The sequence below is a fragment of the Dietzia cinnamea NBRC 102147 genome (assembly GCF_001571065.1).
Classification (GTDB): domain Bacteria; phylum Actinomycetota; class Actinomycetes; order Mycobacteriales; family Mycobacteriaceae; genus Dietzia; species Dietzia cinnamea.
In genome coordinates, this window is the sequence record NZ_BCSW01000017.1 from 23,785 (window position 1) to 42,775 (window position 18,991).

15 protein-coding genes are annotated in these 18,991 nt (G+C 70.3%); 7 read left to right on the forward strand and 8 right to left on the reverse strand.

Annotated features, from left to right (window positions below; genetic code table 11):
- The first annotated feature begins 91 nt into the window (after positions 1 to 91).
- The 4 genes from DCI01S_RS08215 (at position 92) to DCI01S_RS08230 (ending at position 4,979) form a co-directional block, all read left to right on the forward strand.
- Entirely contained in the window at positions 92 to 793 is a 702-nt protein-coding gene (locus tag DCI01S_RS08215; protein WP_061228769.1) for an MBL fold metallo-hydrolase, read from the forward strand.
- Between the two features lie 109 nt (positions 794 to 902).
- A complete protein-coding gene (locus DCI01S_RS08220) occupies positions 903 to 1,949 on the forward strand; it encodes a DoxX family protein (protein ID WP_061228770.1) in 1,047 nt (348 codons plus the stop codon).
- A gap of 166 nt (positions 1,950 to 2,115) precedes the next feature.
- Positions 2,116 to 4,548, forward strand: coding sequence for a HelD family protein (locus DCI01S_RS08225; protein ID WP_061228771.1), 2,433 nt, complete (start codon positions 2,116 to 2,118; stop codon positions 4,546 to 4,548).
- Positions 4,545 to 4,979, forward strand: a complete 435-nt coding sequence (locus tag DCI01S_RS08230; protein WP_232303088.1) for a DUF732 domain-containing protein — start codon at positions 4,545 to 4,547, stop codon at positions 4,977 to 4,979. Before DCI01S_RS08225 ends, DCI01S_RS08230 begins: the two co-directional genes overlap by 4 nt.
- Positions 4,980 to 5,059: 80 nt before the next feature.
- Here the strand turns inward: DCI01S_RS08230 and DCI01S_RS08235 are convergent, their stop codons facing one another.
- Both DCI01S_RS08235 and uvrB read right to left on the reverse strand, forming a co-directional pair.
- A complete protein-coding gene (locus DCI01S_RS08235) occupies positions 5,060 to 5,509 on the reverse strand; it encodes a universal stress protein (protein WP_061228773.1) in 450 nt (149 codons plus the stop codon).
- A 115-nt stretch (positions 5,510 to 5,624) separates the two neighbouring features.
- On the reverse strand, positions 5,625 to 7,754 hold the full coding sequence (gene uvrB, locus DCI01S_RS08240; RefSeq protein WP_061228806.1) for an excinuclease ABC subunit UvrB: 2,130 nt from the start codon (positions 7,752 to 7,754) through the stop codon (positions 5,625 to 5,627).
- A gap of 124 nt (positions 7,755 to 7,878) precedes the next feature.
- Between uvrB and DCI01S_RS17185 the strand changes: the two genes are divergently transcribed.
- Positions 7,879 to 8,082, forward strand: coding sequence for a hypothetical protein (locus tag DCI01S_RS17185; RefSeq protein ID WP_232303087.1), 204 nt, complete (start codon positions 7,879 to 7,881; stop codon positions 8,080 to 8,082).
- Position 8,083: 1 nt separating this feature from the next.
- Positions 8,084 to 9,646: a glycoside hydrolase family 183 protein gene (locus DCI01S_RS08245; protein ID WP_061228774.1), complete on the forward strand. Its 1,563-nt coding sequence runs from the start codon at positions 8,084 to 8,086 to the stop codon at positions 9,644 to 9,646.
- Between the two features lie 31 nt (positions 9,647 to 9,677).
- Here the strand turns inward: DCI01S_RS08245 and coaE are convergent, their stop codons facing one another.
- A complete protein-coding gene (coaE, locus tag DCI01S_RS08250) occupies positions 9,678 to 10,766 on the reverse strand; it encodes a dephospho-CoA kinase (RefSeq protein WP_061228775.1) in 1,089 nt (362 codons plus the stop codon).
- Between the two features lie 188 nt (positions 10,767 to 10,954).
- Entirely contained in the window at positions 10,955 to 12,427 is a 1,473-nt protein-coding gene (gene rpsA / locus DCI01S_RS08255) for a 30S ribosomal protein S1 (protein WP_061228776.1), read from the reverse strand.
- A gap of 92 nt (positions 12,428 to 12,519) precedes the next feature.
- Between rpsA and DCI01S_RS08260 the strand changes: the two genes are divergently transcribed.
- The gene (locus tag DCI01S_RS08260) at positions 12,520 to 13,326 is read left to right on the forward strand and encodes a class I SAM-dependent methyltransferase (RefSeq protein WP_232303086.1); all 807 of its coding nucleotides are present in this window, start codon (positions 12,520 to 12,522) and stop codon (positions 13,324 to 13,326) included.
- Positions 13,327 to 13,371: 45 nt separating this feature from the next.
- On the opposite strand, the gene DCI01S_RS08265 is transcribed toward DCI01S_RS08260, so the two are convergent.
- The 4 genes from DCI01S_RS08265 to polA all read right to left on the reverse strand — a co-directional run bounded on the left by DCI01S_RS08265 (position 13,372) and on the right by polA (position 18,963).
- Positions 13,372 to 14,133: an amino acid ABC transporter ATP-binding protein gene (locus DCI01S_RS08265; protein ID WP_061228777.1), complete on the reverse strand. Its 762-nt coding sequence runs from the start codon at positions 14,131 to 14,133 to the stop codon at positions 13,372 to 13,374.
- Positions 14,130 to 15,113, reverse strand: coding sequence for an amino acid ABC transporter permease (locus tag DCI01S_RS08270; protein WP_061228778.1), 984 nt, complete (start codon positions 15,111 to 15,113; stop codon positions 14,130 to 14,132). The genes DCI01S_RS08265 and DCI01S_RS08270 overlap by 4 nt, the downstream gene beginning before the upstream one ends.
- Positions 15,114 to 15,124: 11 nt before the next feature.
- Positions 15,125 to 16,027 (reverse strand): ABC transporter substrate-binding protein, encoded by a 903-nt coding sequence (locus DCI01S_RS08275; protein ID WP_061228779.1) that lies wholly within the window; start codon positions 16,025 to 16,027, stop codon positions 15,125 to 15,127.
- A 152-nt stretch (positions 16,028 to 16,179) separates the two neighbouring features.
- The gene (gene polA, locus DCI01S_RS08280; protein WP_181366007.1) at positions 16,180 to 18,963 is read right to left on the reverse strand and encodes a DNA polymerase I; all 2,784 of its coding nucleotides are present in this window, start codon (positions 18,961 to 18,963) and stop codon (positions 16,180 to 16,182) included.
- Positions 18,964 to 18,991 lie beyond the last annotated feature (28 nt).

Consider the following 18,991-nt stretch of genomic DNA (forward strand, 5'->3'; position numbering starts at 1 on the left):
GGCATGGCCACCGTTCCCGCAGACGAAGGTACCAACGTGGTACGACACGTTTACGGCCACCGGCCGCGTCCGACGTCGGTAGCCTGCAGTTATGTCGAATCCCACCGAGTCCCTACCCGACCGCATCACCCTCACCGAGGGTTATTCCGGCCGCCTCTCCGGGCGCCTGACCGGCGAGCGCTGGACCGTGGGTCCCGCGCGACTGAGCAAGATCTCCGTCGGCGAGATGGACAACAACGTCTACGTCATCGAGTCGACCGACACCGGCGCGGTCCTGCTGGTCGACGCCGCCAACGACGCGCCGCAGCTCGTCGAGCATCTGCGCGACCGCGCCCCCGGCGTCAAGGAGGTGCTGACCACCCACCTGCACGCCGACCACTGGATCGGGCTCGCTGAGACGGTCGAGGCGCTCGGCCTGACCACCATCGCCTCCCCCGGTGACGCCGCGGGCATCGACGTCCCCACGGATCGACACGTCTCCCACGGGGACGAACTCGAGGTGGGCGACCTCCGACTGGAGGTCATCGGACTGCGCGGCCACACGCCCGACGGCATCGCCCTGCTCCTGCGGACGGACGCGGGGACCCATCTGTTCTCGGGCGATTCGTTGTTCCCCGGCGGGCCCGGCAAGACCGGATCCCCCGAGGACTTCACCACCCTGATGGACGACCTGGAGTCCCGGGTCTTCGACGTCCTCGACGACGACGTGGTGGTCCACCCCGGACACGGCGACGACACGACGATCGGCGCCGAGCGTCCGCACCTGGCCGAGTGGCGCGACCGCGGGTGGTGACGGTCGGTCGACTCGCCCGCCGACCGGCGACCCGCGACCGCGACCGGAAGCGCGCGCCGCGAGTTCGCACTAGGTTCGGTGACGCACTCCCACCTATCCAGGAGGAACGATGATTCGACGACTCGCACGACCCATGCTCGCCACGGTGTTCGTCATCGACGGCGTTGAGACGCTTCGCAATCCGCAGGCCCACGTCGCCGATGCCGCACCGCTCGTCGACAAGACGGCACCGCTGGTGGAGAAGGGTGAGCAGGCCGTCAACGAGAAGGTGTCCACGTCGGTGCCGCCGGTGCCCAAGGACACCGAGACGCTCGTCAAGGCGCTCGCCGGGGTGAAGATCGGCGCGGGCGCGCTGTTCGCGCTGGGCAAGGCCCCCCGCCTGTCGGCACTGGCACTCACCGCCGCCCACGTCCCCTCGGCGATCAGCCGACACGCGTTCTGGATGGAGTCCGACCCGGCCGCGCGCAGCCGCAAGACCACGGGGCTGGCCACGGACGTCGCACTCCTCGGTGCGCTCCTGCTCGCCTCCGTCGACACCGCCGGTCAGCCCGGCCTGGCGTGGCGCGCCCGCAAGGCCGGCGACACGGTCGCCGCCAAGCTGCCCGGCGCGAAGGCCGAGTCCGCTGCGGCCGGCGCGGCGATCGCCGGCGTCGCCCACAGCGTCGCGGACCAGGCGCGAGGCGCCGCCGATACGATCCGGGACAAGGCCCCGGAGGTGGCCGAGACGGTGCGTGAGAAGGCCCCCGAGGTGGCCGACCAGGTTCGTGAGCAGGCGACCGGCGTCGCCGGGGCCGTCCGCGAGAAGGCTCCCGAGGTCGCCGGCCGACTGCGTGGGCGCGCCGCCGCCGCACGGGATCAGGCCGCTCCGATCGCCGCCCAGGTCCGCGACGCGGCCGTGCCGGTCGCCGCCGAGGTGCGGGGCCGCGCCGACGCCGCCGCCCGGGTCGCGTCCGACCAGGCCGACGACGTCCGCAACGCCGCGCTGGCGCGGAAGAAGGCCGCGGAGAAGCAGGCCAAGAAGAAGTCCGCGCGACTCGGCAAGGACGCCAAGAAGAAGACCGCCCGGTTCGAGAAGGACGCCGGCAAGGCGGCCCTGATGGCCAAGAAGAAGACCGACGAGGTCCGGGCGAAGGCGGCCGACGCCATCCATCCCTGACCCGTTCGGGACCCGGCCGCCACTCGGGCCGGTCGGCTCCCCGGACGATCTCGTCACCCGATGACCCCGCCCGCACCCGGGCGGGGTCATCGCCGTCCGAGGGCACGTCGCGGATCCCGGTACCCTGGACGTCCTGCCCGAACAGCCCCAACCGGAAGGAGCGCCTGTGACGGGACACGACGCCGTCGACGAGGAGCAGCGTCACCTCGGTCGTCTCCTCGACCGCCTCGAGGAGTTGCGGGCGGACACCCGCGCGCGGCTCGACGCCGTCCTGCGCACCTCCGGCGGGACGCCGCAGGCCCGGTCGGAGCGGGAGTCGTTCGCCCGGCTCTACTCGTCGGAGCTCGCGGCCTTCAGCGCGGCCAACCTGGGCCTGTACTTCGGCCGCCTGGACATGGGTGACGGGGAGGTCCGGCGGATCGGCCGCGTGGGGCTGCGGGACGACGACGAGGACCTCACCACGCTGCTGTTGGACTGGCGCGCCGACCACAGCCGCCCCTTCTACCTGGCCACGACCGCCCGGCCCGAGGGCGCGCACCGCCGTCGTCACCTGCGCACGATCGGGCGTCGGGTGATCGGTATCCACGACGAGTACCTGACGGCGCCGGAGGACGGCGAGTTGCCGGAGGACCACGACGACGTGGTGGGGGAATCGGCCCTGTTGGAGGCACTCGACACCGCGCGGTCCGGGCACATGACGGACATCGTGGCGACCATCCAGCGCGAGCAGGACGAGATCATCCGCAATCCCCACGCGGGCGTGCTGGTCGTCCAGGGCGGGCCGGGCACGGGCAAGACCGCGGTGGCCCTGCACCGCGCGGCCTATCTGCTCTACACCCACCGTCAGCGGCTCGACCGCAGCGGCGTACTCATCGTGGGCCCCAACGCACGGTTCCTCGACTACATCGCCCGGGTGCTGCCGTCGCTCGGCGAGTCGGGGGTCGTGCTGCGCACCCTCGCCGATCTCTATCCGGGCGTGCGGGCGACCGGCCCCGAGACGCTGCGTGGTGAGGAGGTCAAGGGGTCGGGCGAGATGGTCGGCATCCTCAAGGCCGCCGTGCGGGCGCGTCAGCTCGCGCCGCGGTCCGAGGTGGTGGTGCGCGTGGAGGGCCACGACCTCACTCTCGCCCCGGCCACGGTGCGGGCGGCGCGGGGGCGGGCGCGGATGACCCGACGCCCCCACAACCAGGCGCGGGAGGCGTTCGCGACGCGGATCGTCGACGCGCTCACCGAGCAGTACGTGGCCGCCCTGACCGATCCGGTGGGGCGCGCGGAGGACGAGGCGTGGTCGCCGGAGGGCGACGGCGTCGGGGATCTGGGGGATCCGGCCCGGCCGCTGTTGGACGCGGACGACCGCGCGGAGCTCCGGCGCGAGGTGGAGGCCTCCCGCGAGGTCGCGGAGATCGTCGACGAGTGGTGGCCCGTCCTGCGGCCGGAGCAGTTGCTGGCCGATCTGCTCTCGAGCCGCGAGCGGATCGCCGAGGCGGCGGGTGACTACGTCGCGGAGGACCAGGAGGCGCTCTTCCGCCGGGACGGCGCCGCGTTCTCGGTGGCGGACGTGCCGCTGCTCGAAGAGCTCGCGGAGCTGCTCGGGGAGGATCCGACGGCGGACGGCAGCGAGGCCGACCGCGCCTGGGCGGAGCAGCTGCGCCAGGCGGAGGAGGCGCTGGAGATCCTCACCGGCTCGGCGGTCCAGGACATCGAGGACGATCTCGATCCCGAGGTGCTCATGGCGTATGACGTCGTCGACGCCGAGGCGCTGGCCCGCCGCCACAGCGCCGATTCGGACCTCACGGTCGCGGACCGAGCGGGGGCCGATCGGACGTGGGCGTTCGGGCACGTGATCGTCGACGAGGCCCAGGAGTTGTCCACCATGGCGTGGCGGGTCATCATGCGCCGCTCCCCCAACCGGTGGATGACCCTCGTCGGGGACGTGGCCCAGACGTCGAGTCCGGCCGGGATCGACTCGTGGCACGACGCCCTGTCGCCGTACGTCGACGACCGGTGGATCCTGACCGAGCTGACGGTGAACTACCGGACGCCCGAGACGATCTCCGCGGTGGCGGAGCTGCTGCTGGCGGAGATCGATCCCGACGCGGCCTCGCCGCGCCCGGTGCGACCGGGGCGGCGCCCGGTGGCGTGGCTGGAACCGGAAGCCGACGAGGTCACGCGGGTCGTGGCGGAGGAGATCCGCGCGGTGCCGTCGGAGCGCGCGGTGGCTGTTCTGGTCCCGGACGACGGCGGGGAGGTTGACGGGCGCGGCCACGACGGTGGCGTTGGCGTTGGCGGCGACCATGACGGTGACGACGACGAAGGTACCACTCCGCGGTACGCCGCCCTCGCCGAGGTCGCGGAACGGGCCCGGCCGGGGACATCGGTGCTGCCATTGGCCCTGGCCAAGGGGCTCGAGTTCGACGTGGTCGTGGTCGTGGACCCGGATCGTGTGCTCGCGCGCTCGCCGCAGGGTCTGCAGGATCTCTACGTCGGCACCACCCGCGCCACCCAGGAACTCGTCCTGGTCCAGCCCGGGGGCTTCGGCCCGCTGCTCGCGGGGATCCGGGACCGCGTGGCCGCCGCAGACCGGGAGCTCAGCGCATGAGGCGCGTCCGTGCACGGGTGTTGGCCACGACGGCGCTCCTCGCGGTGACGGCCGTCGCGGCGGCGTGTGGCGATGCAGCGGACGGGTCTGACGCCAACGGGTCGACCACGGCGGCCTCGCCCGAGACCGTCGCGGCGGACACGTCGGTCGGCGCCCGGCCGGGGACGGGTGGGCCGCTGCGCACCGAGGAGGAGCGCGCCTTCCTCGCCGACCTGGCCGGTCTCGGGTTGCCGACCGAGATGACCGCGGAGACGACCCTAGAGGTCGGTCTCGGCATCTGCCGGGGAATCGACGACGGCGCGGACACCGAGACGGTCCTCGATCGGATCCGTCCCCTCACCAGTGCGATCGCGTCCCAGAACGACGAGTGGGACACGGCCAGGGTCGGTCGCGCGCTCATCGACGCGAGCCGGGCCCACCTCTGCGACTGATGGCGGGGTACGACTCATGGCCGAATACGGCCAGCAGCCGGGCCCGGCGACGGCCCGGCCCGGCCGCGTGGCGCGAGCGCCTAGGTGGTGTGGACGATGAGCACGTCGCAGGTGGCCCGGCGGGCCGCGTCGGCGGGCACCGATCCGAGCAGACGCCCGGTCAGCGAATTCAGCCCCTTGTTACCCACCACGAGGAGGTCTGCGTCCACCTCGTCGGCCAGCTTGATCAACGACTCCACCGGTGCCCCACGGACCGTGCGCGTCTCGAGCTGCGTGGCCCCGGCGACGAGAGCGCGCTCGCGGGCGCCCCGGACGATGTCCTCGGCGGGATTGTCGCCACGGATCTGGTAAGCGTCGTCACCCAGCTGGTCGGCGGCCTGACTGACCGACCGCGGGTCGGCGGGCACGTACGCGCAGGCGATCACGAGCGTCGCCCCGGCGTCGGCGGCCAGTCGGGCAGCGCGATCGACGGCGCGGTAGGACGACTCCGAGCCGTCGGTTCCCACCACCACCTTGGTGTAGGCGCTCATTTGCTTCCTCTCCTCGGGAACACGTTGCACACAGCGTAGTCCCAGGCGGGCCTGACCGTGCGCGGTAAGCGCGGTCTGCACGGAGGTCCGGGCGTGCGTGTGCGCACCGTCCGGGTCAGTCGATGCCGGCCTCTCGCATCCCCTTGAGCTCTTTACGCAGCTCGGCGATCTCGTCGCGGAGCCGGCCCGCCAGCTCGAACCTCAGGTCCGTGGCCGCCGACATCATCTGCTCGGTCATCTCCTCGATGAGCTTCTCGAGCTCCTTGCGTGGCCGGGCGGCGTCCCCGACCGCACGGGCGCCGAGCAACTCCGGACGATCCGCGCCGTCGGCGGAATCACCGCGCTCCTCACCGACCCGGTCGAGAATGTCGGCGATCTTCTTGCGCAATGGCTGCGGGTCGATGCCGTGTTCGGTGTTGTAGGCGATCTGCTTCTCGCGGCGACGCTCGGTCTCCTCCATCGCGTACCGCATCGAGTCGGTGATGGTGTCGGCGTACATGTGGACCTCGCCCGAGACGTTTCGCGCGGCACGGCCGATCGTCTGGATGAGCGACGTGCTCGACCGGAGGAACCCCTCCTTGTCCGCGTCGAGGATCGCCACCAGTGACACCTCGGGCAGGTCGAGGCCCTCGCGCAGGAGGTTGATGCCCACCAGCACGTCGTACTCGCCACGACGCAGGTCCCGCAGGAGTTCGACGCGCTGCAGTGTGTCGATCTCCGAATGCAGATACCGAACCCGCACGCCGAGTTCGAGCAGGTAGTCCGTGAGGTCCTCCGACATCTTCTTGGTCAGCGTGGTCACCAGCACGCGCTCGTCGCGCTCGGCCCGCGCGCGGATCTCCCCGATGAGGTCGTCGATCTGTCCCTTGGTGGGCTTGACGACGATCTTCGGATCGACGAGGCCGGTCGGCCGGATCACCTGCTCGACGAACTCACCGCCCGTGCGGCCCATCTCGTAGGGGCCCGGCGTCGCGGAGAGGTACACGGTCTGCCCCACCCGGTCGGAGAACTCCTCCCACGTCAGCGGCCGGTTGTCGAGAGCGGACGGCAGGCGGAAGCCGAAGTCGACGAGGTTGCGCTTCCGGGAGGCGTCGCCCTCGTACATCGCGCCGATCTGCGGCACGGTCACGTGCGACTCGTCGATGACCGTGAGGAAGTCCTCGGGGAAGTAGTCGATGAGGGTCGCCGGTGCACTGCCCGCGGGCCGGCCGTCGATGTGACGGGAGTAGTTCTCGATGCCCGAGCAGAAGCCCACCTGCTGCATCATCTCGATGTCGTAGGACGTCCGCATGCGCAGGCGCTGTGCCTCGAGCAGCTTTCCCTGGTTCTCCAGCTCGGCGAGCCGGACCTCCAGCTCCTCCTCGATCGACGCGATCGCCTTGGCCATCCGCTCCGGCCCCGCGACGTAGTGGGTGGCGGGGAAGATGCGGACCTCGTCCACTCGGCGGACCACGTCGCCGGTCAGCGGATGGATGTAGTACAGAGCGTCCACCTCGTCACCGAAGAACTCGATGCGGACCGCGAGCTCCTCGTACGTGGGGATGATGTCGACCGTGTCGCCCTTGGCCCGGAACGTTCCGCGGGTCATCGACACGTCGTTGCGCTCGTACTGGACGTCCACCAGCAGGCGGAGCAGCTGGTCCCGGTCGACCTCCTGCCCGACCGCCAGGGACACGGACCGGTCGAGGTACGACTGGGGGGTGCCGAGGCCGTAGATGCACGAGACGGAACTGACCACCACCACGTCCCGCCTCGACAGCAGCGAGGACGTCGCGGAGTGGCGCAGCCGTTCGACGTCGTCGTTGATCGACGAGTCCTTCTCGATGAAGGTGTCCGTCTGCGCGATGTACGCCTCCGGTTGGTAGTAGTCGTAGTACGACACGAAGTACTCGACCGCGTTGTTGGGCAGCATCTCGCGCAGCTCGTTCGCCAGCTGCGCCGCGAGCGTCTTGTTGGGCGCCATCACCAGCGTGGGACGCTGCACCTTCTCGATGAGCCACGCCGTGGTCGCGGACTTGCCGGTGCCGGTCGCGCCGAGCAGCACGACGTCGCGCTCCCCCCGGGCGAGCCGTTCGCTCAGTTCGGCGATCGCCGTCGGCTGGTCGCCCGACGGCGTGAATTCGCTGACCACCTCGAAGCGGTTGGTGCTGCGTTCGACGTCGCCGATCGGGCGGAATTCCGAGTACGAGAGGACGGTCGGGTCGGCGGGGATCCCGTCGTCGGGGATCTCGGTCGCGAATGCCATGCCACCAGCGTACGAGCACTCGCCCACCCCCGCCCACCGGCAATCTCCTGACCGATGTCTCAGGCGGCCACTACCGTATTCTTGACTCTTCCTCACCCTCTCGTCGTGTCGTCTGGAGAACACCGTGGCCTTGAGCCCCCCTCGTCGTCGTATCGCCCACAACGTCTTCCTCATGCGGACGGACCTGTCCGACATCCCGACGCGGACGGTCCCCAACCCGAACGCCCGGATGCGCACGGCCGACGACAGCTGGACCCGCAACACCCCGGACCCCGCCGAGACCGGTGAAACCGTCCTCGTCGAGCGCCGCGAGATCCCGGGGGTCTGACGTGACCAGCACGCTCCCCCGCCTCGCGGGGGCGATCACCGCCGTGTCCGTCACGCTCGCCGCCGCGGTCACCGCCGTCGGCACCGTCGGCGTCGGGACCGCCTCCGCGGGCCCGTGCAGCGAGATGTTCGGCAACTTCGGGTCGTTGCTCGAACACCGCACCGGCGCCGGCATGGCCACCGGGTCCCTCGGCTCGCTCGGGTCGTCCGGCGACTCCGGATCCCTCGGCTCCACCTCGCGCGCGCTCGGCTCGGCCGACCGTTCCGGGTCGCTCGTCCGTGAACTGGAAACCGGCTCGCTCGGCAACGGACTGTCGGGCTCCCTCGATTCGATGGTCGGCTCGGTCTACGGGATGCCGCCGTGGATCACAGGCGACGAGGGCACCGTACCCGTCCTACGCGGCCCCACCCGGTTCGAGCAGCTCGTCACCGGGCCCACCAGCCCCTCCGAGTCCGTCAGTCGCTTCGGCGTGGGCGGCACCGACCTCGGCATCATGTGGGACAACGGCGACCCCGACGATCCCGAAGTGCTCATGGCCTTCGGCGACACCATGGGTGACTGCACCGTGCCCGGGACGCAGTGGCGCTCCAACGTCCTGTTCCGCTCCGCGGACACCGACCTCACCGACGGGATCACCATCGACTCCGCCGCCATGGGTACCGACGGACTCGCCAAGTCCATCGTCCCGCGCTCGGGGTTGCCCGGCGAGGTGACCATCATCCCCACCGCGGGCATCGCGGTGAACGGCGTCCAGTACCTACGGTTCATGTCGGTGGCCCACTGGGGTCAGCCGGGATCGTGGACCACCAACTACTCGGGACTGGCCTACTCCGTCGACAACGGGGAGAACTGGACCGTCGTGCCGTCTATGGCCCGGCCGATCACCGACACCGTCCCCACCGGCGCCGGATCCCCCGCCGTCGACGCCGCGTGGCGGGGCGCGCAGATGAGCTCGTTCCTGCGAACCGACGACCACCTGTACGAGTACCTCACCCCGTCCGGCCGTCAGGGCGGTGCGATCGTCTCCCGGGTCCCCCTCGCCGGGTCCCCGACCGCCGACGACCTCGACGCACCCGGCGGTCCGCCGGCCGTCGGCGTCCTCGACCCCCGCGCGTACGAGTACTGGGACGGCACGGGGTGGGTCTCCGACATCCGCGCCGCCCGACGCGTGCTGCCCGCCCCGGCCAGCGAGATCTCCACGATGTGGAACGAGCATCTCGGCAAGTACACGGCGATGTACTCCCAGGGCTTCGACTCGGTGGTCCTGCGCACCGCGGACCGCCCCGAGGGGCCGTGGAGCGCCCCGACCACGCTGGTGGACTACTCCATGCTCCCCGGCGTGTACGGGGCGTTCATGCACCCCTGGGCGCAGGGCGAGGACCTGTACTACCTCGTCACCACCTGGAACGCGTACAACGTCTTCCTCGTACGCACCCGGTTACCGGAGGTGTTCCCGGACCGCTCCCGCTCAGCGCGCGGCGTGGCCCCCGGGCCGCTGGAGACCGAAGTCGTCCGCCGCGTGCCGGTCTCCGAGCTCGTGGACGGGATCGTCCCCGGCGAATGACCTCTCCGCCTCGCGGCCTCGCGCCGGCGGCCTAGCGACCGCGGCGCGAGGCCTCGCACAACGTGCGCTCGAAGCGACGCGTCTCCTCACGGTTCGCCCGGCGCAGGATCTCGGAATACTCGGCGCGGGCACCGGGATCGGCACCGATCACTTCTGCCATCAACAGCGCGAACTCGTGCTCAGGGTCGTCCTCGGCGACCACGGACACCTCCAGTGGGCGCGCGGGGTCGCACCAGTGCAACAACGGCCGCTCGCTGGAACGGTCGCGGACGTAACCCGCGCCGGTGAGCTTGGCGAGCGCGGACTCGACCGCCGGCGCATCGCGCACCGTGACCTGCAGATCGATGACATCCGGCGCGTCGAGTCCGTCGACCGCCGTCGGCCCGACGTGGTCGATGCGCGTAGCGAGCTCGCCCACCACGTGGCGGAGCCGCGCGCACGCCCGCTCGGCCTCGCCGGCCCACTCGGGACGGAACGGGACGACGGTACGGTCCCCGACGACCGGCGTGCCGGTCCGTAGATTGTGCTCGAACGGGCTGAGCCTGAGCTCGATGAGGGCGTTGGTCAGATCGATGGTGGTCTGCCGGTCGCCGGAGTTGTCGATCAGCACGTCGGCCACGGCCCGCCTGGCCTCGTCGGTCGCCTGCCTGGCCATCCGGGCTCGGGCGTCCTCCTCCGGCATCCCGCGCTGCTCCACGAGCCGCCGGAGCCGGATCTCGGCCGGGGTGTCGACCACGATCACGAGGTGGTATCCGGGGGCCATCCCGCCCTCGACGAGCAGCGGCATGTCGTGCACCACGATCGCGTCCGCGGGGGCCGAGTTGTAGAGCTCGGCGGTCCGCTCCGCGATGAGCGGGTGAGTGATGGCGTTAAGGGCGGCCGTGCGCTCGTCGTCGACGAACGCCTTGGCGGCGAGGGCGGCGCGGTCGAGCGCACCGTCGGGTCCGAGGATGTCCTCGCCGAACTCGGCGACGAGCATCGCCAGACCGGGACTGCCGGGTTCGACGACCTCTCGCGCGATGCGGTCGGCGTCCACGACCACCGCTCCCGCGTCCGCGAGTACCGCCGTCACCGTTGACTTGCCGGCGCCGATCCCACCGGTCAGACCCACCATCAGCATGGTCTGGAGTCTAGGTGACCGTCCGGCCACCCGCCCGAGCGGGCGGCTCCGGGCGGGCGACTCCGGGGTGCGCGGCTCCGGGCGCGCGAAATAGACCGCGGCCCCGGAGGGTACCCACCGTGGTGGGCGACCCTCCGGGGCCGTGGCCGATGCTCTCGGGCGCCCGGGGCGCCGTCAGGCTGCGACGATCACTCTCCGCCGGCGAGCTTGGCACGCAGGGCGGCCAGCTGCTCGTCCGAGGCCAGCGAACCGCCGGTGGTCTCGGAGGTGCCGGCGTCGGCAGCCGGACGCGAGGACGGGGCGGACTCCGACGAGTAGTTGGTCGGCGCGGCCTCGGCGGCCTCCGCAGCGGCGACGCGGCCCTTCTCGATCTGGGCCGTGTGCATCTTGTGGCGACGCTCGGCCTCCGCGTAGCGGTTCTCCCACTCCTCGCGCTGCTTCTCGAAGCCCTCGAGCCACTCGTTGGTCTCGGGATCGAAGCCCTCGGGGAAGATGTAGTTGCCGGCCTCGTCGTAGCTGTCGGCCATGCCGTACTTCGACGGGTCGAACTCCTCCGTGTAGTCCTCGTCGGCCTGCTTGAGCGACAGGGAGATACGACGACGGTCGAGGTCGATGTCGATGACCTTGACCATGGCGTCGTCGCCCACGGAGACGACCTGGTCGGGGACCTCGACGTGGCGCTCGGCCAGCTCGGAGATGTGGACCAGGCCCTCGATGCCCTCCTCGACGCGCACGAACGCACCGAACGGGACGAGCTTGGTGACCTTGCCCGGGACGATCTGGCCGATCGCGTGGGTCCGGGCGAAGTGTCGCCACGGATCCTCCTGGGTGGCCTTCAGCGACAGGGAGACGCGCTCGCGGTCCAGGTCGACGTCGAGCACCTCGACGGTGACCTCCTGGCCCACCTCGACGACCTCGGACGGGTGATCGATGTGCTTCCAGGACAGCTCGGAGACGTGGACCAGACCGTCGACGCCGCCGAGGTCGACGAACGCACCGAAGTTGACGATCGAGGACACGACGCCCTTGCGGACCTGGCCCTTCTGCAGCTGGTGCAGGAACTCGGAGCGCACGGCCGACTGGGTCTGCTCCAGCCACGCACGACGCGAGAGCACGACGTTGTTGCGGTTCTTGTCCAGCTCGATGATCTTGGCCTCGAGCTCCTGGCCGACGTAGGGCAGGAGGTCGCGGACGCGGCGCATCTCCACCAGCGAGGCGGGGAGGAAGCCACGGAGGCCGATGTCGAGGATCAGGCCGCCCTTGACGACCTCGATGACGGTGCCCTTGACGGCCTCGTCCTTCTCCTTGAGCTCCTCGATGGTGCCCCAGGCGCGCTCGTACTGGGCGCGCTTCTTGGACAGGATCAGACGGCCGTCCTTGTCCTCCTTGGTCAGGACCAGAGCCTCGACCTCGTCGCCCACCTCGACGACCTCACCGGGGTCGACATCGTGCTTGATCGAGAGTTCGCGCGAGGGGATGACGCCCTCGGTCTTGTAGCCGATGTCGAGCAGGACCTCGTCGCGATCGACCTTGACGATCGTGCCCTCGACGATGTCACCATCGTTGAAGTACTTGATCGTGGCGTCGATGGCGGCGAGGAAGTCCTCAGCGGAGCCGATGTCGTTGACGGCTACCTGCGGGGACGTGGTGTTGGTGGTCATAGGGTGGGGTGCTCCGAGGTGGATAGGAATCGTAGGTGGACGGACTGAACGCGAACGCGTACGCACGCGACCGTCAACTGTACGCTTCTGCCGTGACGTCTACAAACCCGCCCGGACATGGAGAGTCGGTCCGAGCCTCCCGCTCGTGGTGGGACTCGGAGGCCTCCGACTACCACGAGGAACACGGCGTCTTCCTCGGCGCCCACTCCCCCGACGGCGAGTTCATCTGGTGCCCCGAGGGCCTGCACGAGGGCGACTGGCATCTGCTCGGCGCCGTGGCGGGTCGCGACGTGCTGGAGATCGGGTGCGGTTCCGCGCCGTGCGCGCGGTGGATCGCCGGGCAGGGCGCACGCGCCGTGGCCGTGGACCTGTCGGCGGGCATGCTCCGGGTGGGCGCGGAGGCGGCGAGCCGCTCGTCCGGACCGGCGGCGTCCGTGCCGCTGATCCAGGCCGACGCCCGGCGACTCCCGTTCGCCGACGCGAGTTTCGACGTGGCGTTCTCGGCGTTCGGCGCGATCCCCTTCGTGGCGGACTCGGCGGGCGTGATGGCGGAGGCGGCGCGGGTGTTGCGCCCGGGCGGCCGGTTCGTGTTCTCGGTCAACCACCCGATGCGGTGGATCTTCCGGGATGACCCGGGTCCCGGCGGTCTGCAGGCCGTGTTCCCGTACTTCGACCGATCGCCGTACACCGAGTACGACGACGACGGCGAGCTGTCCTATGTCGAACACCACAGGACGGTGGGTGACCGGATCCGCGAACTGGTCGCCGCCGGGTTCGTGGTTCAGGACCTCATCGAGCCGGAGTGGCCGGAGTGGCTCGACCGGGAATGGGGGCAGTGGAGCCCCCTGCGGGGCGGGATCTTCCCCGGCACCGCGATCTTCGTGGCCTCCCTGCCGTGACACCCGCCGGCCGGGGTCATCCCGGCCGGCGCTCGGCGCGTGCGCTCAGAGGATCTTCGACAGGAAGTCCTTGGTGCGCTGGTGAGTCGGCCTGGCGAGCACGTCGGCGGGCTTGCCGGCTTCCACGACGACGCCGTTGTCCATGAACGCCACGGTGTCGGCGACCTCGCGCGCGAAACCCATCTCGTGGGTCACCACGACCATGGTCATCCCCGCATCGGCGAGCTCCCGCATCACGCCGAGCACCTCACCCACGAGTTCCGGGTCGAGCGCCGAGGTGGGCTCGTCGAAGAGCATGAGCTTGGGGTCCATCGCGAGCGCACGGGCGATCGCGACGCGCTGCTGCTGCCCACCGGACAGCTGCGCCGGGTAGGCGTCGGCCTTGGCGCCGAGTCCGACCATGTCGAGCAGTTCGCGGGCACGCTCGGTGGCCTCCGCCCGCGACTGCCCCTTCACCAGCATCGGTGCCTCGATGACGTTCTCCAGCGCGGTGCGGTGCAGGAACAGGTTGAAGTGCTGGAAGACCATCCCGATGTCGCGGCGCTGGCGGGCCGCCTCCGCGGGCGAGATCTCGTAGAGCTTGTCGCCCTTCTCGCGGTAGCCCACCAGGTCGCCGTCCACGTAGAGCCGACCGGCGTCGACCTTCTCGAGGTGGTTGATGCAGCGCAGAAAGGTGGACTTCCCCGAACCGGAGGGTCCCACCAGGCAGAGCACCTCACCCGCGGCCACCTCCAGGGAGATCCCCTTGAGCACCTTCAGGGAACCGAAGTTCTTGACCACCTGGTCGGCCTTGACCATCGGCGTCATCGCCTACCTCCGGACGGGTCGGCGGCCTCGGCCGCGGCGAGGGAGGACGGCGTGAGACCGTCCGCGTCGGCGAGCGCGCGCAATTGCTTGCCGGTGAGCTGGCGGGTCGCCCCGCGCGAGAACCTCTTCTCGAGGAAATGCTGCCCCACCATGAGAACGCTGGTGATGACGAGGTACCACGTGGCCGCGACCAGGAGGAGCGGGATCGGCTGGAAGTTGACGCCCGAGATGTCGCGCGCCTGACCGTACAACTCCCCGGAGAACGGGATCGCCACGACGAGCGAGGTGGTCTTGAGCATCGAGATGAACTCGTTGCCCGTCGGCGGGATGATCACGCGCATCGCCTGCGGCAGGATCGTGCGCCGCATGGTCTGCCCCCACGTCATGCCGAGGGCGGTGGACGCCTCCGCCTGACCTTCCGGCACCGACGAGATGCCGGCCCGCACGATCTCGGCCATGTAGGCGGCCTCGTTCATCGCCAGGCCCACCACGGCCAACCAGAAGGCCGAGTAGAGCACCATGGTGTCGTCGAACCGGATGAAGTCGATGTCGGTGAAGGGGATGCCGAACTGCACCTGTCGGTAGATGGTGAAGATCAGACCCCAGAACAGCAGCTGGACGTAGACAGGGGTTCCGCGGAAGATCCACAGGTAGACCCACGCCACGGCCTTGAGCACCGGGTTGGCGCTCATCCTCATGACCGAGAGGATGACGCCGAGAACCACGGCCAGGGTCATCGACAGCACGGTCAGCGCGATGGTGTAGAACACGGCCATCCCGAACCTGGTGTCGAACAGGTAGCGGGCGTACGTGTCCCAGCCGTAGGCCGGGTTGGTCGCCGCGCCCCAGACGAACAGGAAGACCAGGACGAGGACGATCGTCGCCGACACCCAGCGCCACGGGTGCCGTAGCGGTACGGCCTTGATGGGTTCCGGGGCCTCCGCCGCGGGGGCCCCGGCCCCCCTCTCCGCGGTGCTCACCTGACGATCCCTCAGCCCTTCCGGATCTCGGCGTCGTCGATCATCCCGTCCTCGACGCCCCAGTTCTGGGCGATCTTCTCGAAGTCGCCGGTCTCGATCAGCTTGTCGGCGGCGGCCTCGAGGGCCGCGGTCAGCTCGGAGCCCTTGCGCACCGGCCATCCGTAGGGCGCCGCGTCGAAGACGTCGCCGGCGAGCTGCATCTTGCCCTCGGATTGCTTGACCGCGTACGCGGTGATCGGCGAATCGGCGGACATCGCGTCCACCTTGCCCAGCGCGACGGCCGTGGAGGCCTCGTCCTGCGAATCGAACTGGACCTTCTCGATCGCGGGCTTGCCGGCGTCGGTGCAGGCCTTGCTGCGGGCGGGCACGTCCTCCTGGTCGGAGACGGTGGTCTGCTGGACGGCCACGCTCAGACCGCAGGCGTCATCGGGGTCAACGTCGTTGCCGGCGGCCGACGCCCATTGGATCCCGGCCTCGAAGTAGGTCACGAAGTCGACGGTCTTGAGGCGCTCGTCGTTGACGGTGAAGGAGGAGGCGCCCATGTCCATGGTGCCGCCCTCGATGGCCGGGATGATCCGGTCGAAGTCCGACTCGCGGAATTCGGCGCGGAGTCCCATGAGCTGGGCGATTGCGGTCATGACGTCGATGTCGAAGCCGACGATCTCGCCGTTCTCGTCCTTGAACTCGTTGGGGGCGTACGGCGGGTTGGTGCCGATCACTATGACGCCCTTGTCGCGGATCTCGGCGGGCACGAGCGCGGCGATCGCCTCGTCGGCCTCCAGCGACACCTCCTCGCGGGGCTCCCCGGAATCCTGCGGGCCCTCGGTGTTGGTGGTGCAGCCGGTCAGGGCGAGGGCTGCGGTGGCGGTCATGGCCAGGGCGGCACGCAGGCCGCGCCGTGAGGTGAGGGTCATGTGGGTGCCCTTTCAGGCGTCGGGAAGCCGAATCTGCAATGAACCTAGGGCATACGGGGACCGGCTCAAAACCAATCGACCTGTTTCGGGCCCAGTGATCTCCGTCGCGTAGTGGCTCCGTCGCGCCGGTGGCCCCACCCTCCCTGGACCTGTCAGTGGGCGGCGGAGTCCCAGTTCGGACCGGTGCCGGTCGACACGTCCAGCGGTACGTCCAACTCGATCGCGGAGTACATGCGGTCGACCACCAGGTCGCGGACCTCGTCCAGTTCGCCGGGCGCCACCTCCAACACCAGCTCGTCGTGGACCTGGAGGAGCAGTCGACTTCTGAGTCCCCGTGCGGTGAGGTCGGCGTCCACCTCGAGCATCGCGGCCTTGATGATGTCGGCGGCGGTGCCCTGGATCGGCGCGTTGAGGGCGGCACGTTCCGCGTTCTCGCGCTTGAGCCGGTTATCCGAGTTGAGCTCGGGGAGATAGCGCCGGCGACCGAAGAGAGTCTCGGTGTACCCGTCCTTACGGGCCTGTTCGACGACCGCCTGGAGGTAGTCGCGGACCCCGCCGAACCGGGAGAAGTACGCCTCCATCTGCTCGCGCGCCTCGCCCTGGCTGATGCCGAGCTGGGCGGCGAGGCCGAAGGCGCTGAGCCCGTACGCGAGGCCGTAGCTCATGGCCTTGACGCGGCGCCGCAGCTCGGGGGTGACCTGGTCGATCGGGACCCCGAACGCCCGGGCCCCCACGAACGAGTGCAGGTCTTCGCCGGTGCGGAAGGCCTCGATGAGGCCGGCGTCGCCGGACAGGTGCGCCATGACGCGCATCTCGATCTGGCTGTAGTCGGCGGTGAGCAGACAGTCGTACCCCTCACCCACGACGAACGAGCCGCGGATGCGCCGGCCGTCTTCGGTGCGCACGGGGATGTTCTGCAGGTTGGGGTCGGTCGAGGACAGGCGGCCGGTGGCGGCGACGGTCTGGTTGAAGGTGGTGTGGATGCGTCGGTCGTCGCCGATGGTCTTGATCAGCCCCTCTACGGTCGTGCGCATCTTCGTCGTCTCACGGTGCAGGAGCAGCGCCTCGAGGAAGGCCCGCCCCGGGGTGTCGCCCGTCTCCTTGGCGAGCAGTTCCTCCAGCGCCTTGGCGTCGGTGGTGTACCCGGTCTTGGTCTTCTTGGTCTTGGGCATCCCGAGCGTCTCGAACAGGACCACCTGGAGTTGCTTGGGCGATCCGAGGTTGATCTGCTCGCCCCCGATCGCGGCATACGCGGCCTCGGCCGCCTGCCGGCCGCGGTCGGCGAAGTCGTCGCGCAGTCCGTCCAGCGCGGCGGCGTCGACCGCGATGCCGATGGACTCCATCCGCGCGAGCACCGGCACGAGAGGTAGCTCCATCTCCGCCATGAGGGTGGCGCCGTGCACCTGGTCCAGCTCCACGTCCAACCGCTCGGCGAGGTCGACCACCGCGCGGGCGCGGGTCGCGGCGGCGTCGGCGGCCTTCTGTGCGGCCTCGGCGTCATCGACCTCGTCGAGGAGCGACAGCTGTTTCTCCGCCGCCTCCGCCTCCGGGAGTTCGCGGCGCAGGTGGCGCTGGAACAGTTCGGCGAGTCCGTAGCTGCGCTGCCCCGGGCGGACGAGGTACGCCGCCAGAGCGACATCCATCGTGACCCCGCCGAGACGTAGGTCGCGTCCCATCAGCGCGTGGGTGGCGGCCTTGGCGTCGTGGACCGCCTTGTGGACGGCGTCGTCCCCGAGCCATCCCCGGAGGGCCTGCTCGTCGTCGGGTCCGATCGCCGCGAGGTCGAGGTGGGCGGAGGCGCCGCCTGCGGCGGCGATGGTGATGGTCTGTGCGTCACCGGCGCCGGGCCGGGAGGGACCGACGACGACGAGGCCGTGCCGCTTCCCGGCCGGCGCGTGGGCTGCGAGCCAGTCCGAGACCTCGCCGGCGTGCAGGAGCGACGCCTGTTCGAGCGCGACCTCAGCGGCGGGCTCCGGGGCCCCCTCTGGAAGGAAGGCCGACAGGAAGCGGTCGCGGGCCTGGGGCCCGAATTCCAACCGGTCGAACAGTGCGTTGACATCACCGCGCTCCGGGGTGGACCGGACGAGGTCGGCGAGCTCGACACCCAGATCCAGGTCCCGGGTGAGCTCGGTGATGCGGCGGTTGAGCTGGACCTGCGGGAGGTGTTCGCGGAAACTCTCCCCCACCTTGCCCTTGATCTCGTCCGCGTGCGCGATGAGCTCGGACAGGCTGCCGTACTGGGTGATCCACTTGGCGGCGGTCTTGTCACCGACCTTCGGAACCCCCGGCAGGTTGTCGGAGTTGTCCCCGCGCAGCGCGGCGACGTCCGGGTACTGGGCCGGCGTGACGCCGTACTTCGCCTCGACCGCCTCGGGCGTGAAGCGCGCGAGCTCCGAGACGCCCTTGACCGGATAGAGCACGGTGACGGCGTCGGAAACGAGCTGCAGCGCGTCGCGGTCACCGGTACAGATGAGGATCCGGGCATCGCCCGAGTGCGTGGCGCCCGTCGCGAGGGTGGCGATGATGTCGTCGGCCTCGTGCCCCTCGAGTGAGAGCGTCCGCACCCCGAGTGCGGCGAGCGCCTCCTGGATGAGCTCGATCTGCCCCTTGAACTCCTCCGGGGCGGCCGAACGGGTCGACTTGTACTCGGGGTACTCGGCCGTGCGGTGCAGCGTGGCCCGTGAGACGTCGAACGCCACGGCGAGGTGGGTGGGCTCCTCCTCGGTGACGAGGTTTGCCACCATCGACAGGAAGCCGTAGACGGCGTTGGTGTGCTGACCGGACGCGGTGGAGAAGTTCTCCGCTGGCAGCGCGTAGAACGCACGGAACGCCAGCGAGTGCCCGTCCAGCAGCAGCAGCCTCGCCGGCCCCTCCCCTTGGACGGCGGAGGAGGGTGCGGCGGTGGTGACGTCTGTGGTCTGGCTCGTGGTGCTCACACGGCCACTCTAGGGCGGGCGTCGGACA